This is a genomic window from Pseudoalteromonas sp. MMG022, from assembly GCF_021654245.1.
In the GTDB taxonomy this organism is placed as follows: domain Bacteria; phylum Pseudomonadota; class Gammaproteobacteria; order Enterobacterales; family Alteromonadaceae; genus Pseudoalteromonas; species Pseudoalteromonas amylolytica.
Genome location: NZ_JAKFZQ010000002.1, coordinates 280,337 through 305,760, shown reverse-complemented (window position 1 = coordinate 305,760; position 25,424 = coordinate 280,337). Strand labels below are relative to the sequence as shown.

Annotated in this window: 24 protein-coding genes; 9 read left to right on the top strand and 15 right to left on the bottom strand. The window is 43.0% G+C overall.

The genetic code is table 11. The annotated features are described in order from the left end of the window. Window positions 1-35: 35 nt before the first annotated feature. The 3 genes from L1070_RS03035 to L1070_RS03025 all read right to left on the bottom strand — a co-directional run bounded on the left by L1070_RS03035 (window position 36) and on the right by L1070_RS03025 (window position 3,520). A complete protein-coding gene (locus L1070_RS03035) occupies window positions 36-494 on the bottom strand; it encodes a GNAT family N-acetyltransferase (protein ID WP_070985924.1) in 459 nt (152 codons plus the stop codon). A gap of 198 nt (window positions 495-692) precedes the next feature. Continuing rightward, window positions 693-875 (bottom strand): hypothetical protein, encoded by a 183-nt coding sequence (locus tag L1070_RS03030; RefSeq protein ID WP_139158580.1) that lies wholly within the window; start codon window positions 873-875, stop codon window positions 693-695. Window positions 876-1,351: 476 nt separating this feature from the next. Continuing rightward, the gene (locus tag L1070_RS03025) at window positions 1,352-3,520 is read right to left on the bottom strand and encodes a M3 family metallopeptidase (protein ID WP_237124428.1); all 2,169 of its coding nucleotides are present in this window, start codon (window positions 3,518-3,520) and stop codon (window positions 1,352-1,354) included. 195 nt (window positions 3,521-3,715) lie between these two features. Here L1070_RS03025 and L1070_RS03020 point away from each other — a divergent pair, with 195 nt between their 5' ends. Next, a complete protein-coding gene (locus tag L1070_RS03020; RefSeq protein ID WP_237124427.1) occupies window positions 3,716-4,297 on the top strand; it encodes a DJ-1/PfpI family protein in 582 nt (193 codons plus the stop codon). Between the two features lie 70 nt (window positions 4,298-4,367). On the opposite strand, the gene L1070_RS20395 is transcribed toward L1070_RS03020, so the two are convergent. From L1070_RS20395 to L1070_RS02990, 6 genes are all read right to left on the bottom strand, one after another. Next, the gene (locus L1070_RS20395; protein WP_237124426.1) at window positions 4,368-7,814 is read right to left on the bottom strand and encodes an ATP-binding protein; all 3,447 of its coding nucleotides are present in this window, start codon (window positions 7,812-7,814) and stop codon (window positions 4,368-4,370) included. Continuing rightward, window positions 7,804-8,727 carry a diguanylate cyclase gene (locus tag L1070_RS03010; protein WP_237124425.1) on the bottom strand — a complete coding sequence of 308 codons (924 nt, stop codon included), beginning with the start codon at window positions 8,725-8,727 and terminating at the stop codon, window positions 7,804-7,806. The genes L1070_RS20395 and L1070_RS03010 overlap by 11 nt, the downstream gene beginning before the upstream one ends. Before the next feature lie 187 nt (window positions 8,728-8,914). Next, window positions 8,915-9,892, bottom strand: coding sequence for a glutathione S-transferase family protein (locus L1070_RS03005; protein ID WP_237124424.1), 978 nt, complete (start codon window positions 9,890-9,892; stop codon window positions 8,915-8,917). Window positions 9,893-9,909: 17 nt separating this feature from the next. Then, entirely contained in the window at window positions 9,910-10,749 is an 840-nt protein-coding gene (locus L1070_RS03000) for a pirin family protein (RefSeq protein WP_237124423.1), read from the bottom strand. A 171-nt stretch (window positions 10,750-10,920) separates the two neighbouring features. Next, complete coding sequence (locus L1070_RS02995; protein ID WP_070985916.1) at window positions 10,921-11,853, bottom strand: class I SAM-dependent methyltransferase; 933 nt, start codon at window positions 11,851-11,853, stop codon at window positions 10,921-10,923. Window positions 11,854-11,964: 111 nt separating this feature from the next. Then, complete coding sequence (locus L1070_RS02990; protein WP_237124422.1) at window positions 11,965-13,683, bottom strand: amidohydrolase; 1,719 nt, start codon at window positions 13,681-13,683, stop codon at window positions 11,965-11,967. A gap of 72 nt (window positions 13,684-13,755) precedes the next feature. On the opposite strand from L1070_RS02990, the gene L1070_RS02985 reads away from it, so the two are divergent. Next, complete coding sequence (locus tag L1070_RS02985; RefSeq protein ID WP_237124421.1) at window positions 13,756-14,427, top strand: response regulator transcription factor; 672 nt, start codon at window positions 13,756-13,758, stop codon at window positions 14,425-14,427. Beyond that, window positions 14,420-15,610 (top strand): hypothetical protein, encoded by a 1,191-nt coding sequence (locus L1070_RS02980; RefSeq protein ID WP_237124420.1) that lies wholly within the window; start codon window positions 14,420-14,422, stop codon window positions 15,608-15,610. Before L1070_RS02985 ends, L1070_RS02980 begins: the two co-directional genes overlap by 8 nt. Before the next feature lie 16 nt (window positions 15,611-15,626). Here L1070_RS02980 and nhaR read toward each other — a convergent pair whose 3' ends face one another. Next, window positions 15,627-16,520 carry a transcriptional activator NhaR gene (nhaR, locus tag L1070_RS02975; protein WP_070985912.1) on the bottom strand — a complete coding sequence of 298 codons (894 nt, stop codon included), beginning with the start codon at window positions 16,518-16,520 and terminating at the stop codon, window positions 15,627-15,629. Window positions 16,521-16,646: 126 nt separating this feature from the next. Between nhaR and L1070_RS02970 the strand changes: the two genes are divergently transcribed. Then, window positions 16,647-16,949 (top strand): hypothetical protein, encoded by a 303-nt coding sequence (locus L1070_RS02970; RefSeq protein WP_237124419.1) that lies wholly within the window; start codon window positions 16,647-16,649, stop codon window positions 16,947-16,949. A gap of 145 nt (window positions 16,950-17,094) precedes the next feature. Then, window positions 17,095-17,520, top strand: coding sequence for a hypothetical protein (locus tag L1070_RS02965; protein ID WP_237124418.1), 426 nt, complete (start codon window positions 17,095-17,097; stop codon window positions 17,518-17,520). Between the two features lie 10 nt (window positions 17,521-17,530). Here L1070_RS02965 and L1070_RS02960 read toward each other — a convergent pair whose 3' ends face one another. Continuing rightward, window positions 17,531-18,424 (bottom strand): response regulator, encoded by an 894-nt coding sequence (locus tag L1070_RS02960; protein ID WP_237124417.1) that lies wholly within the window; start codon window positions 18,422-18,424, stop codon window positions 17,531-17,533. A gap of 102 nt (window positions 18,425-18,526) precedes the next feature. On the opposite strand from L1070_RS02960, the gene L1070_RS02955 reads away from it, so the two are divergent. The 4 genes from L1070_RS02955 to arfB all read left to right on the top strand — a co-directional run bounded on the left by L1070_RS02955 (window position 18,527) and on the right by arfB (window position 22,046). Then, a complete protein-coding gene (locus tag L1070_RS02955; protein WP_237124416.1) occupies window positions 18,527-19,312 on the top strand; it encodes a chromosome partitioning protein ParA in 786 nt (261 codons plus the stop codon). Window positions 19,313-19,512: 200 nt separating this feature from the next. After that, complete coding sequence (locus L1070_RS02950; protein ID WP_237124415.1) at window positions 19,513-20,793, top strand: HlyD family efflux transporter periplasmic adaptor subunit; 1,281 nt, start codon at window positions 19,513-19,515, stop codon at window positions 20,791-20,793. 13 nt (window positions 20,794-20,806) lie between these two features. Beyond that, window positions 20,807-21,502 (top strand): ABC transporter ATP-binding protein, encoded by a 696-nt coding sequence (locus L1070_RS02945; RefSeq protein WP_237124414.1) that lies wholly within the window; start codon window positions 20,807-20,809, stop codon window positions 21,500-21,502. A gap of 130 nt (window positions 21,503-21,632) precedes the next feature. Beyond that, on the top strand, window positions 21,633-22,046 hold the full coding sequence (gene arfB, locus L1070_RS02940) for an alternative ribosome rescue aminoacyl-tRNA hydrolase ArfB (protein WP_237124413.1): 414 nt from the start codon (window positions 21,633-21,635) through the stop codon (window positions 22,044-22,046). On the opposite strand, the gene L1070_RS02935 is transcribed toward arfB, so the two are convergent. From L1070_RS02935 to L1070_RS02920, 4 genes are read right to left on the bottom strand one after another with little or no spacing between them, the layout of a single operon-like run. After that, window positions 22,036-23,271: an ATP-binding protein gene (locus L1070_RS02935; protein ID WP_237124412.1), complete on the bottom strand. Its 1,236-nt coding sequence runs from the start codon at window positions 23,269-23,271 to the stop codon at window positions 22,036-22,038. The two genes, arfB and L1070_RS02935, sit on opposite strands and share 11 nt — an antisense overlap. A gap of 7 nt (window positions 23,272-23,278) precedes the next feature. Next, entirely contained in the window at window positions 23,279-23,968 is a 690-nt protein-coding gene (locus L1070_RS02930; RefSeq protein ID WP_237124411.1) for a response regulator, read from the bottom strand. Beyond that, entirely contained in the window at window positions 23,968-24,366 is a 399-nt protein-coding gene (locus L1070_RS02925; protein WP_237124410.1) for a DUF3019 domain-containing protein, read from the bottom strand. The genes L1070_RS02930 and L1070_RS02925 overlap by 1 nt, the downstream gene beginning before the upstream one ends. Further along, on the bottom strand, window positions 24,356-25,270 hold the full coding sequence (locus L1070_RS02920; RefSeq protein ID WP_237124409.1) for a MipA/OmpV family protein: 915 nt from the start codon (window positions 25,268-25,270) through the stop codon (window positions 24,356-24,358). The genes L1070_RS02925 and L1070_RS02920 overlap by 11 nt, the downstream gene beginning before the upstream one ends. Window positions 25,271-25,424: the final 154 nt, after the last annotated feature.

Genomic DNA, 25,424 nt, shown 5'->3' with positions numbered 1-25,424 from the left:
ACATCGCATTCAAGAGGGTGTTTGTTGTGCTTAACCTAACTTAAAGAGAGCTCCATAAACACACTCAGAGGGTTGTCGCGATAAAAACCAAACCGCTCACAACGCTTAAACCCTAGGTTTTCGTATAAACTAATGGCTTCTGTTTGTTTACTACCCGTTTCCAAACGGATCAGTGGTATCTGAGCTTCTCCAGCATAGTGTAATAATATTTGCATAATACGTCGTGAAAGACCCTTACCACGGTAATTGGGCCTTACATATAAACGTTTTATTTCCCCATAAAGCGTTTTATTAAACTGCTTAACAATCGCTCCGCACGCGACTATACCGTCTTCATTCTTAAGCCCTATCGCATGAACATTGGGTTGACGCAGTTCTTCTAGTGCCAGTGATTGATCACTTGCTATGGGATATAGGGTGTTCATTAGGCGATCGATTTCAGTGAATACTTCAATGACACTAGGGTCATCCGGGTTTAAATCGACTAATTGCATATACATTTCTCAGTAATTTTGCGTATTTTTTTGCGAATAACAAACTATACCGAGTTGAATAGAATGAACAAGTAAATTTAGCTAATTATCGCCCTATTTTTATCAAACTCAATAGGGGATAAGGTATGACTGCGAGAAGAAACAAGCAATAAGCACGCGCAAAACAAGGCTGTTTGGGTAGCAATATTTAATTGCCGTTTATACTTTTTGCTCTGTACACTGAGTTTCTGTACACTCTTGCTGCGCTGTGGCTGACGTATTTACAGCTTGGCTTGGAAAAGCAAACAAGGTCAACGCAAGTAATACAAGCGTGATTGCAGCGGTAATAGGAAGTGTTAACTGCTGCTCTGAGTCAACATTATAGGTACGAAATAATGCCATGATGCGCTCCAAAAAATAACCAGCTAATAAAAAGCACAACATCCCTGAATGAAACTCTACAAGTATTAGCAACCAAATGAACGTTAACTTAATAAAGTATGAGTATTTATAACAAATGAATGAAGAAAACTCAAACAAAGTGATTAGCACAAAATAGAAAAACCATACAAAGAACCTAAAAAAACGAAAAAAGCTCTTTAAATTCAAAATATTAAAAACTCATCAGACCAGCACAAAAAAAGCTCAAAAAATTTAAGAAAAGCCTCGGAAAGCCTTATTTTTTGAGCAATCAAGTTAATTATTTTCATCAACATCCATACCAAAGTCGTAAACCCCCTTTACAAACAAACCCGATGTTAAGGCTGTAAATCACGACTTTTCATATCCAGAGGCAAGCAAATTTCGCACATAAAATGAATCATAAAAGACAGCCAAAAAAAGAGGGCGAAAAACGCCCTCATCAATATTTTTGTCGATTACAGTTTAACGGGAAACCCGCGATCACGCATTAACGCACTCACGTCAGCATCTCGGCCCCTAAACAAACGATACGCCTTTGCAGGATCCATTGCATTTCTAACTGAGAAAAGATACTTAACCAGTCGTTCAGACACCTCATCATCATAAAATCCACCAGGAGCACTGGCAAAAGCTTCAGCAGCATCAGATGTTAGCACTTCAGCCCACAGATAACCGTAGTAACCTGCTGCATATCCTTCACCCGAGAATACATGTCCGAAATGTGTACTTCTATGACGCATGACAAGCTCTGAGGGCATACCTAGTTTGTCCAACTGTTCTTTTTCAAATTGAGCAGGATCGATCTTTTCAGGATCTGTGCTGTGGTAAAGTAGATCCATCATCGCTGAGGCCAAATATTCTGTCGTTGCAAAGCCTTGATTGAACGTTGCTGACTTTTTAATTTTAGCCACAAGCTCTTTAGGCATCGGCTCTCCAGTTTCCTGATGGACTAAAAACTGACTGATCACTTCGTCAGTTGTTAGCCAACGCTCAAGCAGCTGAGATTGAAACTCAGTGTAGTCTCTCACTCCAATGTGTGAACTTGGATAAACAACATCTGCCGCTAAAAAGTGCAACGCGTGACCAAACTCATGGAAATAAGTTTCAGCATCCGACCAAGAGATCAATGTCGGTTTGCCTTCAGCGCCTTTAACAAAATTTGAGTTGTTCGAGCTTAGTACGTTAGTTTTTCCATCAAATGTTGTGTAACTACGATAGGTTGTAGCCCACGCACCAGAGCGCTTTCCCTTACGAGCAAACGGGTCTAGATACCAAAGACCAACATGCTCGCCCGTTGTTTTGTCTTTGACTTCCCATACACTGACATCAGGATGGAATACGGGTACTTCGCCTGCAGGTACCGCTGTAAACTCAAAGTTGAACAATCGACCTGCAACGTAGAACATTGCTTCACGGAGTTTATCCAGTTGCAGATATTGCTTAACCTCATTTGAGTCTAAATCATATTTGTCCTTACGCACTTTCTCAGCGTAAAAGCGGTAGTCCCAAGGTTCAATTGTTATTTCAGCCCCTTCTTTATCTGCAATAGCTTGCATATCAGCGACTTCTTCTTTTACTCGCGCTGTTGCAGCAGGCCAAACTTTGTTCATCAGAGCCATTGCATTAGTTGGGTTTTTCGCCATACGGTCTTCCAACCGCCATTGTGCATAATTTTCATAACCAAGTAGATTTACTCGCTCATGACGCAATGTCAGAATATCTTTGATGATGGCATTGTTATCGAACTCATCGCCATTGCCACCACGGTTGTAATAATTTTCCCAAACTTGCTCTCTTAAAGCACGTTCAGTTGAGTAGGTTAAAAACGGATCCATTGATGAACGCGAGTTGGTGATAGCATACATACCTTCTTTGCCACGCTCTTTTGCCGCAAGCGCAGCCGCTTCTATGAACGAAGTAGGTAAACCAGACAACTGCTGTTCATTGAGGTATACCACGTAGTTTTCTTCATCCGCCAATACATTTGAAGAAAACTTGGTATACAAAGATGCCAATTGCTCATTAATTTGTGCATAACGGTCTTTGGCTTCACCCTTAAGGGTCGCTCCATTGCGCGCAAAGTTGTTGTAGGTCATCCAAGTAATACGCTGCTGTTCAGGTGTCAGTGATTTAAACTCCTGACTCTTATACACCTGCTCGACGCGCTCAAATAACTTGCTATTTTGCGTGATTTTAGAGCGAAATGCAGAGAGCTTTGGTGCCATTTCACTGCGAATAGCACGCAATTCAGGGCTTGATTTATTCGCGCTCCATATTCCGTAATAGGTATAGACACGCGTTAGTGTTTGACCTGCTCGCTCAAGCGCCACGATGGTATTTTCAAAGGTTGGTTGTTCTGGATTGTTTGCAATTAGATCGATTTCCGCCAATTGCTCAGACATGCCAAATTCTAATGCGGGCTTTAAATCCGCGATATTCATTTTGTCGAACTGTGGCACCCCTTGATAGGGTCCCTTAAATTCTTGCAATAATACATTCGCCTGTTCTACTTGTTGTGCCTGGGCAGTGTTTTGCTCGCTAGAGGTTGAATTACAACCTGATAGTGAAAGTGCCAACGCCAAGCTTACTGCTGTGCTGACAGCCGTGATTGTTGTTTTAATCATAATTGTGCTCTTAGTTTTTTTATTCGGTTAAATAAACCAGTCGAGTAAGTCTAAATGGGGAACAAAAAACTGCAACATATTATCGGTAAAAGAACAATAAGTGCGACTAATTTAAAAACAACTATTACTTTGTCACGCAGATAACTACACTGTTAATTGCGTTGGTAACCCACGACTACGAGCAGGTGAAAATTTATGGAAGTTGGTATCTTTATCTATGATGGAGTTGAAGTTCTTGATTTTAGCGGCCCTTACGAGGTTTTTTCAACCGCAAATCGATTTGTTAATGAACATATTGGTGTTAGTCTAGTTGCCCCGACTCAATCACCAGTGAGAACTCGGGGCGGTATGAGTGTAAACCCCCATTACAGTATCTATGCTCACCCGCATTTTGATCTACTCATCGTAGCAGGCGGAAAACATCAAGGTATAGAGAAAAACCCTATTATTCGACATTGGCTAGCAGAGACTGCACAACATACTCGCTCTTGCGCCTCAGTGTGCACAGGAGTTTTTCTATTTGCTGCTGCTGGCCTTATTGATGGGATGAAAGTGACTACTCACAGGGAAGACCTTGAAAGCCTAAAGAAAAACTACCCACATCTATGTGTGATTGAGGACTGTCGCTATATTATGGATCAGAATTTTACTAGTTCTGCGGGAATATCGGCAGGCATAGACATGAGTCTTGCGTTAGTCAGAAAACACTTTGGCACGAACATCGCTAAAATAACGGCAAAGCAGATGGAATATGATTGGTCTGAAATGAATAAGTAACTCATCAGCGAACCAATAACATCATTTATTGCGAACATTCAAAGAACAAAAGCCTGATTTTCAGGCTTGTTCAACTTGCGGCATTAAGAACTTGGCTTTCAATTTGAATACATACTTGCTCCAGCTCAGCCTGTACTTTTAGATACAACTCTCTACAGTTTTCACTTTGTTCTTCATCATTCGCGGCACACTCTAATGAATTTGCCCAGTGGTGAAGGCGCTTCGCTCCCACATCTCCAGCTTGCCCCTTAATTGCATGAGCAGCTTGCTTAATACGCTCATGATTGACCGCTTCCACCGCCTCGGTCAACTCACTAAAGCGCGCATTCGCGCTTTCTTTAAAGAGTTCACAAATTTTGACGTATAGGCTTTCATCATTCATCAACCGCCCTAGTGCTGATTCACGGTCTAACACCTTCATATCATCTTTATCTGAGGGTACAGTCTCTTCTGAATTTTTGCTGTCAGGCAGTTTACTCTTTTTCGCCTCAGAGCTTCCTTTTGGACTTTGGTATTTAAGCAAAGTCTTGAATAGAGTAAGGGAGTCAATCGGCTTAGAAATATACTCATTCATTCCTGCCGCTTTACATCGCTGCGCTTCACCTTGCATAGTACTTGCGGTCAATGCGATGATAGGCACCGTTTGATACAACTGGCCCCCTAAGCCTGCACGTATCGCCGCGGTCGTTTCATAACCGTCCATTAGAGGCATATTGCAATCCATTAGAATCGCCAATATTTCAACTTCCTGTGCCGCGAGCGAGTTAAGCTTTTCAAGTAACTCTTGCCCTGAGTGAACCAACACAGACACCACGTTGTGGGCATTAAGGATCCCTCTCGCTACCTCTAAGTTTATTTGGTTGTCATCAACAACCACAACTGTCTGACCATCTAACGAGTCAAACTCAATACCATACGTTTTTCTATCAAGAAGTGACATGCCCGTATGACCGAAAACCCTTAAGGTGTCTTCACGGTTTATAGCAGCCAGTACATCGACATAACGCACAGGCTTGGCCAATACCGCCAAAGCCTTATTCGTAGGAAAGGGATCGTTGACAGGATCATAAACAAAGCATGCTTTTTTATTTGCACCTGAAGCATTTGCTAAATTCTGTCCAAGCTCTATACCCACATCAACCAGCCATAAGTCAGCTTGATTTAGATCGCACATGCGAGCACCATAAAGATTCAAAAACTTTTTGAAGTACGCCTCTTCTTCATTTGATTTTGCAGCTATGTAGACTTTCTTATCAGCTAATATCGGCTCAATTTCTAGCTTTTTAGCATCACTTAATGGATATGGAATAGAAAAATAGAAGTTGCTTCCTTGGCCTTTTTCCGATGTGAAGTTGATGCTGCCTCCCATCAGTTCGCATAATTGCTTACAGATAGACAATCCCAGCCCACTACCACCATATTCAGAGGAGGTTTCTATTGATTCTTGACTGAACGCTTGGAACAACTGGCTTTGGCCCTGCTTTGAAATACCTATTCCTGTATCTCTAACTTCAACCTCCAGCCAAACTTGCTCTTTGTACTCTTTGGTTTTGGCATAAATATAAACCCCACCTGATTGTGTGAACTTAATGGCATTACTGATTAAGTTATACAATATTTGTTTAAGACGCCCGCCATCACCTACAACACGAAGGTGCATTACATCAACGGCATCTAACATGTAATCAATGCTCTTTTGTTGGGCTCTCACACTCACTGAACTGGTTACATGCTCTAATATCTCCAATGGGTTGAACGGGCGAGCATTCATCTCAAGTTTACCAGCTTCAATTTTAGACAGATCCAGTACGTCGTTGATCAATCGCATTAAGGTTTTAGCACTGGTACTCATCATATCTAAATAGCTACCTTGCTGCTGACTTAGCGGCTCACGGCGAACCAACTCCAGCGTGCCCAAAATGCCATTTAAAGGAGTTCTCATTTCATGACTTATGTTTGAAATAAAAGCACTTTTTACTTTTGATAGTTCTTCAGCTTTACGCTTTGCGACGCCTAACTCTAATGTTCTCTGCTCAACTTGCAGCTCCAAAGAGGCATTCATCTTTACAATTTCGGCTTTGGCTTTGTTTTGATCTGTCACGTCGGTTATAAACAGCGCAAACCCCAACAACTTACCGTCTGAGGAGCGAATCGGAGATGCTGATAGCTCTAAGTCCCGTGACTCCCCCAACAACTCAGCCTTTATCTCAAGTGTTTCTAGCCCTCTTTGGTGTGTCACATTGTATAAAGTAGAGTGAATATACTCTTCTGGAATATAGCGTTTTAGTACACTGTAAGACCGACTTCTGGTACTTTTGAGCTCTGGAAAAAACCACTCAGCTGCGGCGTTATGGCTGACAATACCCAGTTGTTCATTGAAGCCGATGATGCCATCAGAGGCACCGTTGATGATATCTGCTAACTGCGACCGAGCTTCGAGTAATTGCTGATTATTTCTAAAATAAACCCACAGTAACAGCAGACCCAGCGTAAAAATAATACCGATGATTAATATCAGTGAGTAAACGTTTAGCCTGTTTTGTAGTAAATATTCTTCATACTGCCCCATAGGGAGCATCGTAACTCCCTGTATATGCCCACTTTGTGAGTTGGATGCAACAAATAACTCTGTATGTTTAGCTAAAAACTTTTGCTTTGATTGTTTATGTGTGAGCGCCAGCAAAGAAGTATCAAACCAAGGTGAAACGTCATAGTTTGATTGCCAAGTTTCATGATTGGCGAGGTCTTTACTAAAACGCAGCATTTCATCTGGATGGTAGACGAAATGACCATCGCTGCTAAGTAACATAAATTGTGCCGTTGCCAACGATGCTTTTTTTATTTTCTCAAGCAGTAGTTGGGCATCTATGTTGACCACCAATACTGTAAAAAGCTCGTTTTGTTCATTGTAAACAGGGGCTGCGAGGCGTAGCGTAGGTTCCAAGGGATACACTATTTCTCCATGCTCTCGATTCAAATCGATTTGCGATACATAGATGCGCCGCTCTTTAAGCTTTATCGTTTCGGTAAAATACTCTCGATGTGCTTTATTTTGCAATTTAGACTGTGGCTGTGCACTCACCAAGCCACCGTAGCGGTCAGTTCTCACCAATTCGTCTCCAGTTTGGCTATCAATCAAACGTAACTGATCAATTTCTGGGTAGGTATACATCATAGAGCTAAAGATTTTTGCTAGACGCATCTTCCACTGCTCTGTGGTCGTACTGTCTTTTGGATCGATACCTTGATTGCTTCTGGCCCGTGAAATTCCCTGAATGGGTGGAGTACCAACTAAAAAGTTAATGTAGTTTCGATACTTCTGCACTTCGCCGTTTAAAAGCTGCTTCTTGTGCACCAATCGCTGCGTCAGCTCTTGCTCTGCATTGTGCTGCGTCTCTCTTTCTATCTTTCCATCGAAATACCACATTACTGAGAGCATAATAAGAAACAACACAAGAAGGCTTGCCCACAGTGAGATACCTTTTTTAAACAAACCTGACATAAGTTTACTCGTCACAGGGCAGTTCCTTTATTGAAATTTCGTTTCGACCGTTATTCTTTGACAAATACAGTTGTTCATCAGCGGCTTCTAACCACTTTTGGCCAGAAGCTTGGCGTACACAATTACTATAGATTCCACCAATACTAAGTGTCACAAAACCAAACTTGGATCCCTCGTGGGGCAATATAGCGTCTTGTAAGCTTTGCTTTAAACCACGGGCAAGCGTTGTCAGGCCATTGATGTCCACTTGAGGCATGATGCAAACAAACTCCTCTCCACCGTAACGCACGACCGCATCCGCACCACGATGATGATTACTCTTAATCAACTGAGCTACGCGCTTCAAACATTCATCACCTTTAACATGGCCATAAAAGTCGTTGTATTTTTTAAACCAATCTATGTCAGCCATAATTAAAGAAAATGCCGTACCGTTGCGCTTAGCGTAAGATAGACATTTGTCCAGCTCAGACGTGAGGTAGTGTCGGTTGTATATTTGGGTCAAGCCATCTATAAACGCCATCTTCTTCAACTGTCTATGCTGATGTAATAGCTGCACTTGTGCTTTAACACGATGCATTAAAGTCAGAGCGTTTACAGGCTTGACCACAAAGTCACAGCCACCAGCTTGCCAACAAAGTGTCTGCTCTTCATCCCGATGATGAGAGGTTACAAAGATAATCGGTATGTCTTTGGTAAGGTCACTGTGCTTGAGTAATTTACACGTATCTAACCCGTCCATTTCTGGCATTTCTACATCCATAAGAATGATGTCTGGCTGTTTTGATTGACAGTACTGCATACACTGTAGGCCGCTTGTACAACGCGTAATACGGTAACTCTGTGATAAAATTTTTTCGAGGACGAGGTAATTAATATCATCATCTTCAACGATCAATATTTCAGCGCACGAATTAGCCTGTTCCATAGTTTATTGTAATTGAGGAGGATAGCTTTAAATGTAGTTCAGCCCCGAGTAAATGCAATGGTCATGTACTTGAGCAAATGATTTTCAGATTTTGCAATAAGCCCCTTAGTATCAATAAAGTACATATCAATTGCTATATTTTGACAAACTGCATCGCGTGTGTGACGCAGTTTGCCTGCCAAAAAACTTACTTAGTTTTTGCCCTATTGTGCGGCGTCGTATAATCAATATCAGGACCTTTCGGCACGACTTGATTTGGATTAATCATAATGTGGCTATAGTAATAATGCCTTTTTATATGGTTGAAATTCACTGTCTGGGCAATACTCGGCCACTGGTATAGAGCACGAATATAGTTTGCCAGATTGGGGTAGTCTTCTATACGCTGCCTATTGCATTTAAAGTGACCATGATAAACCGAGTCAAAACGGATCAATGTAGTAAATAGCCGCCAATCGGCTTCTGTAATGCGCGTTCCAACAAGGTAAGGTGAATTACTAAGAATCTCCTCAACTTTATCTAGCGCCGCGAATAACTCATCAAAAGCCTGTTCGTAAGCCTCCTGAGTTGTCGCAAAGCCGCAACGATAAACCCCGTTATTGATATTGTTGTAAACATATTCATTTATTTCATCTATTTGCAGCCTTGTATCTTCTGGATAGTAATCGTCGGTATTGTGAGTAATGTGGTTGAATGCGCTGTTGAACATGCGAATAATTTCACTGGATTCATTGCTGACAATTTTTTGCTGCTGTTTGTCCCAAAGTACAGGTACGGTCACACGTCCGCTATAAGTGTCATTGTTCAAGGTATAAAGTTGATGCATGTGATCAAAGCCATATAACGGATCACCGCTGCTACCGCTTGCTTTATCAAAAGTCCAGCCTTGATCCAGCATATCAGGGCTTACCACTGACACGTCAATGTGCTGCTCTAAGCCTTTCAAAGTCCTGAAAATTAAGGTGCGATGTGCCCATGGACATGCCAGCGATACAAATAAATGATAGCGGCCTGATTGCGCTTTGAATCCGCCGACGCCTGAAGGCCCTGCAGTACCATCCGCCGTAATCCAATTCCTCAACTGCGCCGCTTCTCGTTCGAATTTGCCCTTGTTACTGGTGTCGTACCATTCGTCTTGCCATTTACCATCTACAAGTAGTCCCATGTTGTTCTCCCAATAAGTTACACAATGTCGCCAAAGCGACCCAGCTGATAATCTCTCACAGCTTCTCGTAGCTGCTGTTGAGTATTCATTACAAATGGTCCCATGTGTGCTATCTGCTCGCCGATAGGCTGACCTGCCAACACTAGCGCCCCCAACCCTTGAGTTCCCGCGCGAAGCGTTAGTGCCTCGCTCGGTGCGACTTCCAATAAACTACCAGCGCCAAACTCAGTCTCGTACAAGCTGCCGCTATGAATATAGATAAGTACTTTCTCGTGTGTGGATACATCCAGCAGCATAGCGCTATTGGGTGGCAATATCACATCAGCAATTGCGCCTTCTCCGGCAAGCCCCATAATTGCGCCATCAACATGTTGCCCATTCATTCGCCAACTACCAGCAAGTGCTAACAACGTTGCTTGCTGATCGTTTGCGAGGGTTGGCACACCTGACTCGGTTGAGTCTTGATACCTTGGCGGCCGCATTTTCTCTTTTGCAGGCATATTCAGCCAAATCTGAAAACCATGCATGCCATTGCTGTCATCGGCCAGTGGCATCTCACTGTGTACAACACCGCGTCCCGTGCTCATCCACTGTACATCACCACTACGGATGGCTTTTTTATTGCCCATTTGGTCTTGATGTTCAAAGCCTCCTTTGCGAATGTAGGTGAAAGTCTCAATACCGCGGTGAGGGTGGGGAGGGAAACCTGCCATATAATCACTTTCGTCATCGGATTTTAATTCATCAATCATCAAGTACGGATCGAGACTTTTCCCATCAAACCCTGCGATACGCTTAATGTTGACACCGGCGCCATCACTGGTGGCGTAAGATTTTTGGGTGCGAATGATTTTCATGTTTTGCTCCAACAGCCCATTGCTTGTTCAATATCGATACATTAGCAAGAAGCAAAACGATTAAAAATTAGTAAAATTAGGGGGATTCATTCTCAAAAATAGAATGATTGGAAGCACACAAACGCTAAGTGTTAGACACCACACTTAGCGATAGAGCGAAAGAAAGCAATGTTAAGCGCGTTTGAATAATAAACTTTTTAGACTTGCTTGTGGATTAATATCTTGAAATTCAGGAGGGTTCTCAAGACGCTCCATAAACACCATATCGGGTGCCTGTTCTGCCATTTCCTGAATTAAAAACTGTGCATCTAAACTTGGGTCGTTGACGCAGGCCAGCACTTGTCCTTGCTCTGTCAGTAGTTCAGGTAAGCGACGCAGTATTTTTTTATAGTCTTTGGTGAGCGCAAAGCTTCCTTTTTGAAATGAAGGAGGGTCGATAATCACCAAATCATATGGCCCAAACTTGCGCACCTTTCCCCAAGACTTAAATAACTCGTGCCCCAAAAACTTTACTTTGCTGAGATCGTGACCATTAGCTCTGTGATTATCACGCCCTTTTCCAAGTGCAGCTTTAGCCATATCAAGATTCACCACTTGCTGTGCACCACCTGCAATCGCAGCGACCGAAAAGCCACAAGTATAAGCAAACAAATTTAATACCTTTTTATCCTGTGCGTTTGACTTAACCCAGTCACGACCAAAACGCATGTCTAAAAACAGGCCATTATTTTGTTTATTGCCCAAATCCAGCAAAAATACTAATTCATTTTCAATAACCTGCTGTTCTTGCGACAGCTCCCCCCACAGCACTTCAAGTGCACAGTCTGGTCGGCTGCGGTGGTGCAACAAAATGCTTTTTACGTTAGTTTGCCAAAGTGGTAATTGCGCCCACTTTTCGCTAAGCCCCCTTAATGTGTCGATAAACTCAGGCTCTGGTTCTTTAAACAATGAAATCAACAGCTGTCCTGCTAACCAATCGACGGTAATATGTTCAAGACCTGGCCAACATTGGCCTCGACCATGAAATAGTCGTCTGACTTCATCAGGAAAACGTTCTAGCTCACATAGTTGTTGATCAAGTAAGGGCAGGGCAGTTGGCGTCATAATATTTAAAGCGTATTTGGCAAAGGGTGTATTCTACGCATTTTCTTTGACTGGCACCATACGGGAGTGCCCTCAATCGGGCGCAACTCCACATTTGATGCCAAAAACTTATCAGTAAGCCTGATACACCACTTCACCGTCAAGCAAGGTAAGTTCAGCTGTAACTTGCTTGATTTGTTCAGCCGTTAAGTCAAACAGATTGCTCTCCAGCACCACAAGATCAGCACGTTTACCTACTTCAATACTACCAACCAAGTGCTCTTGTCGCATCGCGTAGGCCCCATTGATGGTGTAAGCTGCAATCGCTTGCGCCAGCGTAATATTTTGTGGGGCTCTCGATATTGCATGGCTGATCCCTACAAACGGGTTAAACGTACTGACATTCCAGTCACTGCTTAGTGTGAGCGTGGCATTCGCGCGTTGCAGGCTTTTAATTGGTACCAAGTTCTGTGAACGTTGTGCGCCGATAAGTGGAATATTTTCAGACCAATGTTCTGGCTGACTAAACTCTCCTGCAACTTGTGCATCGGCAATGACATTAAGCTTGGCAAAACGCGGCATATCTGCAGGGGCCACTACTTCTAAATGGGTAATTCTGTGCCTTGCATGACCATTAGAGGCATTTTCAATGGCATTTAATGCCTCATGAATACCTCTGTCACCAATACCGTGGATGTTAAAGTCAAAACCTGTGGGTTCCAAAGCCTGAATGTACTTTTCCAAACGCGCTTGGGTGAAGTAGTTTAATCCCTTGTTTTGGTAAAGGTTAAGCCAGTTGACTTCATAAGGTTCGTGCATCGCAGCCGTACTGTTAACTAAAATACCATCCATGTAAAACTTGACCTGATCCACCTTTAGCAGGCTATCCGATGGACGACTAAACATAGACTTCAGTGAAACGATTTGTTTCTCATCGCTCATTTGTGGGTATGCCCAAAGACCGAGACTAACACGCAGCGTTAACTTATCTTCATCAGCCACACGCTGCCAAGTTTGTAGGTGCTCACGTTGCCAATACGTACGTGCGTCACTGATGGATGTGATACCAACTTTATTGAGCTCAGGCATCGTGTATTCAATTAAGCCAAAGTAATCTTGCGTCTGAGCGTCTGGTCGCGAGTTCATGGCCAATTCCATGAGTTGATTGCCCGCGTTATCGTATAAGATACCATTCAAATTACCCTGCTCATCTCTACCTATCACGCCGCCAACGGGGTCTTTACTATTGGCTGTGATCCCTGCCAATGCGAGGGCTTTGCTATTTACCCACATTGAATGAGATGTTTGTTCCATGATAATAACAGGGCGCTCTGGGATTGCTTCATCCAATACAGCAAGCGGTGAAGTTTGCATGTCCAATAGTGTTGCTATCTCATGGCCATAACCGATTAACCAATCAGTATTGGGATTGCTCAGTGATGCCTCATACAACCTGTCGATATATTCGTCTTCGGATGCATATCCTGGGAGGGTGAATTGTGTCACCTCAGAGGCTGACTCTAACGGGTGAATATGCACATCGTGAAACCCAGGCATCAGCATTTTTCCCTTGAGGTCGATTACCTCGGTGCGCTCGGTAATGTAGCTTTGGGCCTGTGTATCACTGCCAACATAAACAATTTTGTTGCCCTGTATTGCCACCGCTTCAGCCCAAGGCTGCTTGGTGTTGACGGTATATACCTGAGCATTGACAAATACCATACTTGCCTCAGTGGAAGTTACCACCTCACTGGTTGACGGTTTTGAGGTACTGCCGCCTTCAGAGCAGCCAGACAAAGTACAGCTAAGTGCAAGAAGTGTGGTACAAATTAACATAGTTGATTGACTCATTAGTTGACTCCTTAGATATAGCAATACACGATCAAGGCATAGGTAACCGTAAGGTAACAGTATAGGCGAGTCATGATCATATTATTGGTAGAGGACGATACGGTGCTGGCAACACACAGTATCGACTTTCTTGCACAAGAGGGGATAGAAGTAGACTACGCCAGCACGGTGAGACAAGCAAAAGCCATCAGTGAGCAACAGACTTATGACGCAATCGTTTTAGACATCAACTTGCCCGATGGGGATGGACTATCGCTTGCGAAACTTTGGCAAAATCAGCGCCAAGAGCCCATTTTATTTCTCAGTGCTCGTGATGCTTTAGACGATAAGCTAAAAGCGTTTTCATTAGGAGCATTGGACTATTTAACCAAACCATTCGCGCTGCCAGAATTAGCCGTTCGCATTAAACTGCTGGCGAATAAAAACAACCCTCAACCGACTAAACAATTCAATCTCGATTCTCTGCAAGTTGATTTAGATGCGCGGATCATTACACGAGGAGAGCGGGTTATCGTGTTATCTCCTCAGCAATGGCAATTGCTGGCGATGCTCATAAAGCACTATCCAAATCCTGTGAGCAAAGACACCATCATTAATGAGATTTGGCCGCAACAAGATAGCAATAACAACATGTACAAATCACTCATTACGAGACTTCGAAGCAATTTAACTCAAGCGGATGAACCGCCTTTGTTACATACTTTAAAAAAACAGGGCGTAGCATTGAGAAAGCAACATGATTAAAGCGCAAACTTCTATGATAGTTTATCTGAGTTCACGTATTACCTTGCTGATGCTGGTAATGATGCTCTGCTGGCTCTGTGTATCTAAATACGGCTATGAGTTTGCCCTTGATGATAGTGCGGCTCACTACCTCTATTACGATGCCCAGCAAGTACAAACACAACAGCCTGATCTGCCTATTCGCGATGAATTTAAGCTCATTACTCGCTCACACGCACAGCTACCTGATGAAGTGGTACAGGCATGGCGCGCAGGTCACCTTCCTATCAATGAGGTCTCATTATTACAGCACTCAGGTTTAGATACCTACGTTCTACCATGGCAACAACCCAATAGTAATGCTTCACCTTTATTCGTGTTGCACTTTTTCAACCAACAAGACACCTTGCCAATCACGCCATGGCTTGTGCTTCTGTTGGCGACATTTAGCTTGTTCGCTCTGTACATTGTTATCCGTAGTACATTTAAAATAAATAAACAAATCAACTCACTAACTGAGTTTGTGAACACTAACAAACAACCAGGTGACATATCAAAATTCAAAGAGTTTAGCGCCTTTTACGAGGCCCTCAAACTGTCGAGGCAGGCCGAGCACCTTGCTCAGCAAAGAGAGCGATTACTGAGCACCTTTCTAAGCCATGAGGTGCGCACACCACTGACACAGATCCAACACGGAATAGCCCGACTACAGCAGCTGGATGATCTCCCCCTTGAAGCAGTGGAGGTACTAGTGACCTTAGAGCAGGCGCAGTATCGACTTCGCGACACCAGCAGCGCTGTGCTGGCATTGTGGCAACAGGCCGCCATTGAGAAACAACAAATTGATATCAAAACGGTTATCAAACGCGTCGCCGTGAGATTTGACTGTGAGCATTTTCAGATAGCCCTTAAGCTTTGCCCACATGAGGTGATCTTGGCGCTACATATACCGTTATGTGAGTTATTACTTACTCAGGCGATAGAAAACTCACAACAGCATGGCCAATCGCCATTAACGATAGAATTAACAGCTGATGCACTTACATTGCATAATACCAAAACAACCCAAGCACACAGCACCTCTGGTACAGGTTTAGGCACCGTGTTAATCCAGCAAATATGCACACGATTAGATTGGCATCATAAAATTATCTCTACAGAGCAAGACTATACGCTCACCATCAAGTTTAAAGCGCTTTTTTAGCCATTACCACTGGCCATTATGCATTCTGCGCATAACGGACAAACTCAGAATAGATGGAGTCTTTAATCAACCTGTCAGGCGTAAACGCATAATAGTGCTGATAAACATTATCAATAGGACCAATAAAACGTATATCTCGATTGCGCTCAATCTCTTCTTTAACAGACAGTGGTGCTGGAAACAAACCAAACCCTTGCTGGCCCAATGCAACCATTAGCGCACTGTCATCCACGTGGCCAGCTACACTAATCTCAATCCCTAGCTCATCTAACCAGTAATGAATCGCATTGGTCACAGGGCTGGATTTAGCGGGCAATACCACAGGCACGTCTGCCAAAGTACTTGGATAACTACTTTGCAAATTTTGTTGCCAGCTACTGGCACCAAAAAACCCCAACTGGCTTTTACCTATCTCATGACAAAACACCTTAAACGGCAAGCTGTTATCCAAGGGTTTATCCGCCAATACCAGGTCCAACTTATGAATCGCCATTTGTGCTAGCAGCTCTGCTTGCTGCCCGTCAATGCAATGCAGATTCGCGATGCGTTCGTTCTTAATCAGTGGCGCAAGCCATTTTGATACCAGTGACTTGGGAAGCGCATCCGATATGCCAACTTTCAAGGTGCGTGATAGAGTGCCAATATCGCCAGAGGTCGTTTCTAGCCACTCATGGGCAATTGCAAACATATCATCTGCATATTGCTGCGCGATTTGCCCAAACTCCGTTAAACGCAGTCCTCGTCCCTCACGCAAAAACAACGCTTTGCCTAAACGCTGCTCTAAACTCGTTATTTGCGCACTCACCGTCTGAGGAGTTAGATGTAATACTTTACTCGCCGCTGCAATGCTGCCATGGCGGCTTACCTGCCAGAAGTAATATAAATGGTTGTAATTGATGTTGGTAATCATTCGTTAATACCTGTCACCCAATAAGAAATAATCAGCTTTTTTCTTTTTATCTACCTTAGTAGATTTAGGCTGTGCCTGCAATTGAGGTGCGACAAGTTCAATCAATTAACGGATAAGAATCCAACAATGAAACTGAAGTTATCAATAAAAGACAAAACGGTTACCGCTGCGATGAAAGTAAAACTATCAAAATTGGTAACAATGCAGCTGCAAAAGTATGTTTTAAATATTCGTACCGTGGAACTGCAGATTGATGATATGACTTCTCGTCAACATGGTTTGATTAAACAGTGTCGTCTTAAGCTTCAATTACCAGGGTTACCGAGCATTATGCTTAAGGCCAAAGGCAATAATACGCTACAGGCAATTAAGCGTGCATTAGAAAACGGCCAAAAGATACTGGCTCAAAAGTATGCTATTGCTCACTAACTTATACTTTTGCAGGTACATTGCAATCATATGTGTTCCATAAAATCCCAAGCACTTGCAGCGGAAAGGATGCCGCTCTATTTCTCAAGTTATCCGTATACTCGCCGATAAAATATTATGTTTATAACTATAGATGGGGAGTTTTATGAAGCTCCATGCCACACCTCAATACATGCTTATCAGCTCGACTTCACAGCCCAATGGTGAGAGTGCCTTCGCATCTAAACGCACTCGCCAACAGACGTCACTACACGCCAGTATCCATACCGTCTTTGCAACACAAAAAGACAATGACACCACAGTAAAACAAACCATCCCTTCACATATTGAAGCACTCTTAACACGACAAGAACAAATCAAAAAGCAGATATCAGAGTACAAAGAGCAACTCACACATGTAAAAAGCAGATTGGATATGGATGAAAAGATCAAAACAACCTTAGTCAAACACCTTACTGACTACCTAACCCAGCTACAGATCCAACTAGTTAGTGTATCGCAAGCACTCCATGAAGCATTGAAAAAATCCGGAATAAGTGATTTAAATCAGCTTGTTGATGTACTTAGCTGACCTATAATTATTAGAAACCCACCAATAGCACTTTGCCAAGCGCCATGCCTTCTCTTTGGCAACTAAAATCAATGCGGCTATCCATCGGAGTTTGATACATCGACTCCAACTTTTTAAATGGCGTACCAATAAATTTAACCGTTTTCACCCGTAAACTCATACGAGAACGCTTATCCAAAAATGCAAAGGCTGTGGCATTGAGAGTCTCTTTACACGATTCCAAAATATCGCCAGAGAGAATATGCTGATGGATTGCTTGATGTATTTCTTGAGGTTCGATTTGCTGCTGGCTGCTGGCCAAAACACATGTTGCATACACATCTAGCAGAGCAACCGCTCGGACCTTTTGATTGTTTCTGTCTTCATAAATGGCCATAACACAGGGGACTTTGGTTTCGTCAAAATCCTGCGGCTTAATGGACTGGATCACCAACCCTTTATCGACTTGCTTATGGATAAGGCGTTCAAGCTGGCCTAGTTTTGGTAGTGCAAGCTGACCATTGACTTCCACCTGCTCTAAGATCACTTCACTTTCTTCTGTCCCTTGCACCAAGGGCAACAGATTATCGTGTAATTGTTGGTCGGAAAAAGGTTTTGATAACACAAAGCGCGCGCCCGCTTGCAACGCTTCGTTGATTTTATCCTTTTCATCAACTGTGGTGATCATCGCCACAGTCATATTAAGCTGACGCTTCTTTATCGCCTGCAGCAAAGTCAAACCCGACATATCGGGCATATGCCAGTCGGTTAACACAATATCGGGACGCCAGTTTCCTATCTCTCGCAACGCTAATTTAACGCTACTTGCTTTTCGGATCAAAAGCTTACGGTAGCCAAACTTTTCTAGCGCACGCCTTACAATTTCTAATGTTGCAGGGCTGTCATCGACAATCAGTATCTTCACATTTGACCACTTTAGATAAAAACTTGTTTTTTATTATAGGCATATTTTTTATGCATCACTAAACTCAAAGAGAGTTTCTAACCGGGTTAAGCTAGTTAAACAATGCACAATTTATATTTCCCCACTGAGATCTATCAATATATCGCACTCAATTTCGGCCTGCTAATTCTTGCGGCTTGGTTCTATATTCTTTTGCTGATCCTGCGCGAATTCAGGCATTTTGCAACCACTATGGTAAAACACAAACCCAGCATGCAAGACGAGGATATTTTGAGAGTCTGTCGGGAATCGGTAGACAATGCCTTAAGCTATGTTAACGATAATAGCGAAACCATTTCACAGCTGGCACAAATACAACAAACGTTGGAACAGCAACTGGCAGAAATACGTTCCTCAACTCAAGATCGTATGTCCAAACAAGAAGCGGAATCTATCAAAGCATTAAATCAAAAGTTGGTGCAATCTCACGCTCTGATCCGCAAGCTCAAAGGGGATCTTGATCAAAGCACTGAGAAGCTAAAAAGAACCAGACAAAAACTGTATAGCCAATATGATGAAATTGAGACGCTACAAAAAGAGCACCAAGAACTTCAAGAGAAATATCAAGCCATTCAGGAGCAAGCTCAGGCGTCGCCACAGAATGCACAGGGTTTTGAGCAAGAAAAGGCACAAATGAGTGAAATCATAAATAATTACAAGCGCCAGATAGCTGAGCAGAACCAAGCTTTAGAACAGTTATCGTTGCAAGCTGACACCAGCAGTGACTCTGATTTAGACCAAATTAAGACAGAACTGGAACAAACAAAAGCCGCGCTTAAGCACCTCAAAAAAGAGAAAAACTTCATTGAAAGTAGATATTTAGAAATAACTAAAACAAAAGATCAGTAATTTGTGGCATTTGATATCTTACAATTGGGCATTTATCCAGAGTTTTTTAAAACAAAAAATTAACCTTGGTGACATTTTGTCAAAAAGCATGTATTTTACCGATGCAGTCTTTTGATAGCTTAGCGCTGTAATTTGAAATGAATTTAGATTAGTGAACTATCAAAGTTACGACCGTCACTAAGCAGGAAAGGGATTACATAATGACGTATATATCTGACACCAGTGCCCAAGATACTCAGGTACAAGCACAACGCTCAAAAACAAAGCTCGCAATACCATTTATTGCGATTATCGCATTTATTGTGTTTATATATTTCATCGTTACCCCTGCAATAGCCAACTGGAGTAGCGGGCAATCAGCCGTTGAACTGGGAAAAATTCGCATAGCACAAGTTGAGCAAGGAATGTTTGTCAGAGATTTCTCGGTACAAGGGCGCGTCATTGCTGCTAAACGTCCCGTATTGTACAGCCCTGCGCAGGGAACTGTAACCTATTTAGTCGAAGCAGGCGATAGTGTGACAACCGGTCAAACGTTAGCAATTATTGATAGCCCAGAGCTAAAAAGCCTTTATGACCAAGAAATTGCTAACCTAACAAAACTAAAAACACATTTAGAACGTGAAAAGATCCAAGTTAAAAAGTCTAATCTAGCCCATGACAACCTAATTGGCAAAGCTGAGGTATCACTCAACGCAGCGCGCCGAGAGATGCGACGCTCAGAAGAAGCGATGAAAAATAGTGTGATAAGCGACATCGACTATCAAAAGGCCAAAGACGATTTACAAAACGCCGAGCGAGAATACCAACATGTCCTCAAAGAAGTCGCCTTGCTCAAAGAGAGCCAAAAGTTTGAAATACAAACCAGAGAGCTGGAATTAGAGTCACAGCAGGTCAAAGTTACTGAGCTCAAGCGTCAAGTCGATGGTCTGAAGATTAGCTCACCCGTTACAGGCTTGGTTGGCAACTTAAATGCACAACAAAAGAATTCAGTTGCTAAAAATCAGCCGCTGCTAAGCGTGGTTGACCTTACTCAATATGAATTAGAAGTGAGCATACCTGAAAGTTATGCCGATGACCTTGCACTGGGTATGGAAGCTGAAATAACGTTGAACCAAACCCTTTACGAGGGAGAGTTAGTCGCCATATCACCGGAGATAACCAAAGGCACTGTAAATGGCAAAATTCGTTTCAAAGACGACTCCTTAACAGGCCTTAGACAAAACCAACGACTCACCACCCGAATTATATTAGAACAAAAGAACAACATTGCATTCTTGCCTAGAGGTCAGTTCATTAACACCTACAATGGACAATTTGCTTACGTTGTTAAAGATAATGAAGCAGTTAAAACCCCAATAAAATTAGGCTCGCGAAGTCTTGCTCAGGTCGAGATACTGTCTGGGTTGAAGCAAGGCGATCAGGTTGTTATCTCAGATAATGAAATCTTCAAAGATGCGCCCAGCGTGCGTATCTTACAATAGAAAGGAACTGTGTATGTTAAAGATGCAAAACCTCGCGAAAGTTTTTTATGCTGATCGTATTAAAACTCAGGCATTGCACCCATTTGACTTAACGATAGAGAAAGGAGAGTTCGTAAGCGTAATAGGGCCTTCAGGCTCTGGTAAAACGACTTTCTTGAATATCGCAGGGTTACTTGAAGAGCACAGCGAAGGTTTATATCTACTTGATGGACAAGATGTCTCCAAGATGAAAGATAAGCAAAAATCAGCATATCGAAATGAAAAAATAGGTTTCGTATTTCAAAGCTTTAACCTTATTCCTGAACTGAATTTGTATGACAATGTTGATATGCCACTGCGCTATAGAAAATTCACAGCAGCAGAACGCGACGAACGTATAATGCAAGCACTCGAACAAGTCGGTTTAGCTGGAAGAAAAAACCACTACCCAACTCAGCTTTCAGGCGGACAACAGCAACGCGTTGCGATTGCAAGGGCCATTGCAGGCTCACCAGCGGTGATCTTGGCGGATGAACCGACAGGTAACTTAGACTCCAAAATGGCCGATGGCATTATGGCGTTACTTAAGGATATTAATGCCCAGGGCACTAGCATTATCATGGTGACGCATGACAATGAACAAGCGGTTCAAGCCAATCGCATCATCCAAATCAAAGATGGTTATTTAGACGAATACCATCAATTAAAAAAAGCTGTAGCCATCGCCTGAAATAAACCATAGTACACGCCGCTATGAGCGAATATCTACATCCTATTTCCTTAGAGACCTACTGGCACATTTTACTGTACCAGTAGGCATGTTAAACTGAGCCACATAACAAACCAACGGGGAGTATGTGGTGTTAAAAATCTCCAATAATGTTGAGATTTCAGCTTGGGAAATAGAGCTCAGTGCCATCCGTGCACAGGGCGCTGGCGGGCAAAACGTTAATAAAGTCTCTAGTGCAATTCATCTCAAGTTTGATATCAACCGTTCGGCTCTACCTGAGTTTTACAAACAGCGATTACTGGCCTTAAACGATAGCCGCATCACCAAAGATGGCGTCATCATTATTAAGGCACAGAGCCACCGTACGCAAGAAATGAACAAAGAAGAGGCCCTTGAGCGGTTGAAAACTCTGATACTTAATGCCACCAAAATCGAAAAAGCGCGCAGAGCAACTAAGCCCACACGAAGTTCACAACGCAAGCGCGTAGAGAGCAAAGTTAAGCGTGGTCAGACAAAAAATTTAAGAGGTAAAGTTAAGTTTTAGCTTTGACGGGTAAATGCACCACAAATTGTGCACCACCCCATTGGGAAGTCTGTATCTCACAGTATCCACCATGCCAGTGGACTATCTTGTTCACAATCGCTAGCCCCAAGCCAAATCCACCCGAAGTTTTGTTGCGACTTTTTTCCAATCTAACAAAGGGTTCAAACACTTTTTCACGCACAGCAGGCTCGATACCCATGCCGTCATCTCCCACAAATAATTGTACTTGTCCTTGCTCGTAGTTCATCGCTAAGTAGATATGCTCTTTGCCGTATTTATCAGCATTTTGTAACAGGTTTTGCATCACTCTGGCGATATAGTTACGCTCAGCAACAATAGGTAGCTGTTCAAGCTGACATTCAAACTTAATCTGTTTGTGGGTCACTCTTTTGAGCTTTTCCAATTGCTCATGCAGCAACTCAACAAAATCGAAGGCGTTAAACTGAAGCTCATTTTGTGCCATTTCGAGGCGTGCATAACTGAGCATTTCATCAATCAAGGTTTCCATCTCTTGAACGTCTTCTGACATTAATGAGACTTGCTCTGGGGCATCTTTATGCATTAGCGCCAATGCAAACTTCAAACGCGCCAAGGGTGTTCTGAGCTCATGAGATACCGCATTGACTAAGTGCTTTTGGTTGCTCATCAAGTTAGCCACTTTCTTAGCCATGGTGTGAAATTGGCTGGTCAAGTTGGCTATCGCTGAAAAGCGAGAAGGCGCAATAGAAATATCAAGCTGACCTTTTGCCAGCTGACTGGTAACGTACTTGAGCTGCATTAAATCGCGCCAAAGTGGCCGCAGCCAAAACATCAATAGCACAGCCAACAACAAAAATGAGCATAGCTTTATCAAATACTTTGGCAACACCGCCTGCTCAACTGGCATGAACGGTCCGAGTTGAACCAGCGTTTGCTTATCTTGCATTAAAAACGATAGCACTGCATGATTGTGCTCCGTGTAAGTGGTCACAACCTCGCCCTGCAACAGCTGACTTCGCTGTTCAGGCAGCCAAGCAACTTCATCCACGTGCAAAGTATTGAGCGACGAATTGGGAGAAGGTGCATCGGTCACACTAGCTTGCAAAGACTTGGCCACTTGCTTGGCATGGCGCAGCTCATCTGGTGCTTGATAGACCCAGTGTTGCCAAATAAGTTCACTGCCCTGATTAATGGCAATAATACTGATAAATACCACTAGATACAGGCTGACTAACAAACGGATCATTCAGCCTTTAGCCCCATGCCGACTTAGAACACAAATAGCCTTTACCCCAAACGGTGATCAGTCGCTCCGGTTGCTCTAGATTATCATTGAGCTTTTTACGCAAGCGGGATATACGCACATCTACACTACGATCTAGCCCATCATATTCTCTACCAACCACGTGCTTATAAATATACTCGCGGCTTTGTGTTTCACCCGCATGGCTGGCTAGCGCCCACAATAAATCAAATTCATAGCTAGTTAGTTCAATCTCTTGCTTACAAAGCAACACCTTTCGATTTGCTTTATCAATGCTAAGTTGACCAAGGGTAAGCTGTTCACCAAAACGTATAGTTGAACTGTTGCGTCGTAACAACGCATTTAAGCGAGCCAACAGTACATGTGGTTCGACAGGTTTGATAACATAATCATCCGCGCCTATTTCTAAGCCGCGTACTTGATCAAAATCACTGTCTTTGGCGGTCAGAAACAGTATCGGCCCCTGATATTGTGGTCTGACTTGGCGACATACGCTAAAACCATCCTGATTGGGTAACATAATATCCAGCACCACCACATCGGGTTGTGCTGCTAAGATGGCTTCAACAGCCTCGGCTCCATCATGTACCTGATTTACCTCAAAACCATTACTTTGTAAAAACTGCGCTGTCAACTCGGCCAGCCGAATATCATCTTCAACAAGCATTACATGCGCCATTAGAATATACTCCAGTCTGTTTTTAATCTTCTTCTGTATTGGCTGCTCATCGCAGCGTTAACTTTAATAACCTGTTGTGCTAGCACCACCTGCTCAGAGTCAATGAGGCGAAAAGTCATATTCTTTTGTAACGAGATATCGAGCTTTTCCGTTATGCTTTGTTTTGCATGCCAACAACGTATTTTCATTTCTTCCTGATATAAACAGGCATCAACGGGTTGCGTAGCTTGCCAATTTACTTTCACCGTCATCGTACAAAGCTCCCCCAGTTGTTTGACAATACAAGTAATTGGCTTAATCTCGAGCTTGGGAACCTTTGTAAAACTCCCAGCAGCCATTATATTTGTGCAGCCCAATACCAAAGATAAGGCAACCGCAAGCTGTACACTAGAATTCATACAGCCCCCCAATAAAGATACTGCTGGAACCACTGCTTGTGACTAGCGGGCTATCACTGATACCGTCAGCTAACCAAGTGTGCTTAATGTTAAACTTAAGCTGCCAGTGTTTGTTGATTCTATGGTTGTAGGCTATGGATGCAAATGGAGAAAGACTACTGCGCCCTTGATAGTACAAACGCGGATCTGAACTGTCCGTTGTACGCAGTCCATAATAGTAATCAACCAGCTGCTGGCTTTGCCACTGAGCGCCTACTTTTAGCTGTAACTTAGCGTTAGCCTCAATTGGCAAGGGCAATTGTTGACTATAAGTGAGTGTTGCATGTTGGCCTTTGTAAACACCACCTAAGTCATGAAGCCAAGATACGCTTAGTTTGCTGGTGTCGTTGATATACCAATGTAAAAGCAGGCCACCATCGATGGTCCAATCTCGGGAAGTAATTTCATCAATACTGATTTTTGGCTTGTATGAAGGCGTTTTAGTGGGGTTGTCCTCATCGGAGGTTGGCGGCACCGCTTCTGGCAAGTTGTCGACCACCATGCCATTCACGTCAAGGTACTTATCGGGAGCCACAATACTACGAAGGTGATGCCTTTCAAAAAAAGCTTGCTCAACATTGGGCTCAACGATGAAACTTAGGTCAAGGTCTCGTTGATGGCTAAACGTATACCCAACCGTGGTATTTTCCACAAAGAAATTATCACCGTAGTAGCTAAAATAAGGCAAAATAAACAGCGGTATATTGTCACCACCTTCCAAGGGGTTGGTCATCACCCCAGCCCCGACGGCAACAGCAAACTGCCATTGTCCAACTTCAATGCAATCTTCTCCTTGGGGCTGACATTGCTGAGCGTGCACACCCATCGCTGCCACCATGCTCATGGCGACTAAAACCTGCTTCAAACTTACCTCCTCTGTTTAGCCGTTGTGGTCTTTTCGCTAAAGGTCACCTAATTTAACCCCAGCTGCACATAAGCGAATTTTCCCGATAAAGCTAATTTACCATTGTATTTGCAATTTGCTATCTAGAGTAACACTTAATAACAATTCACTGATT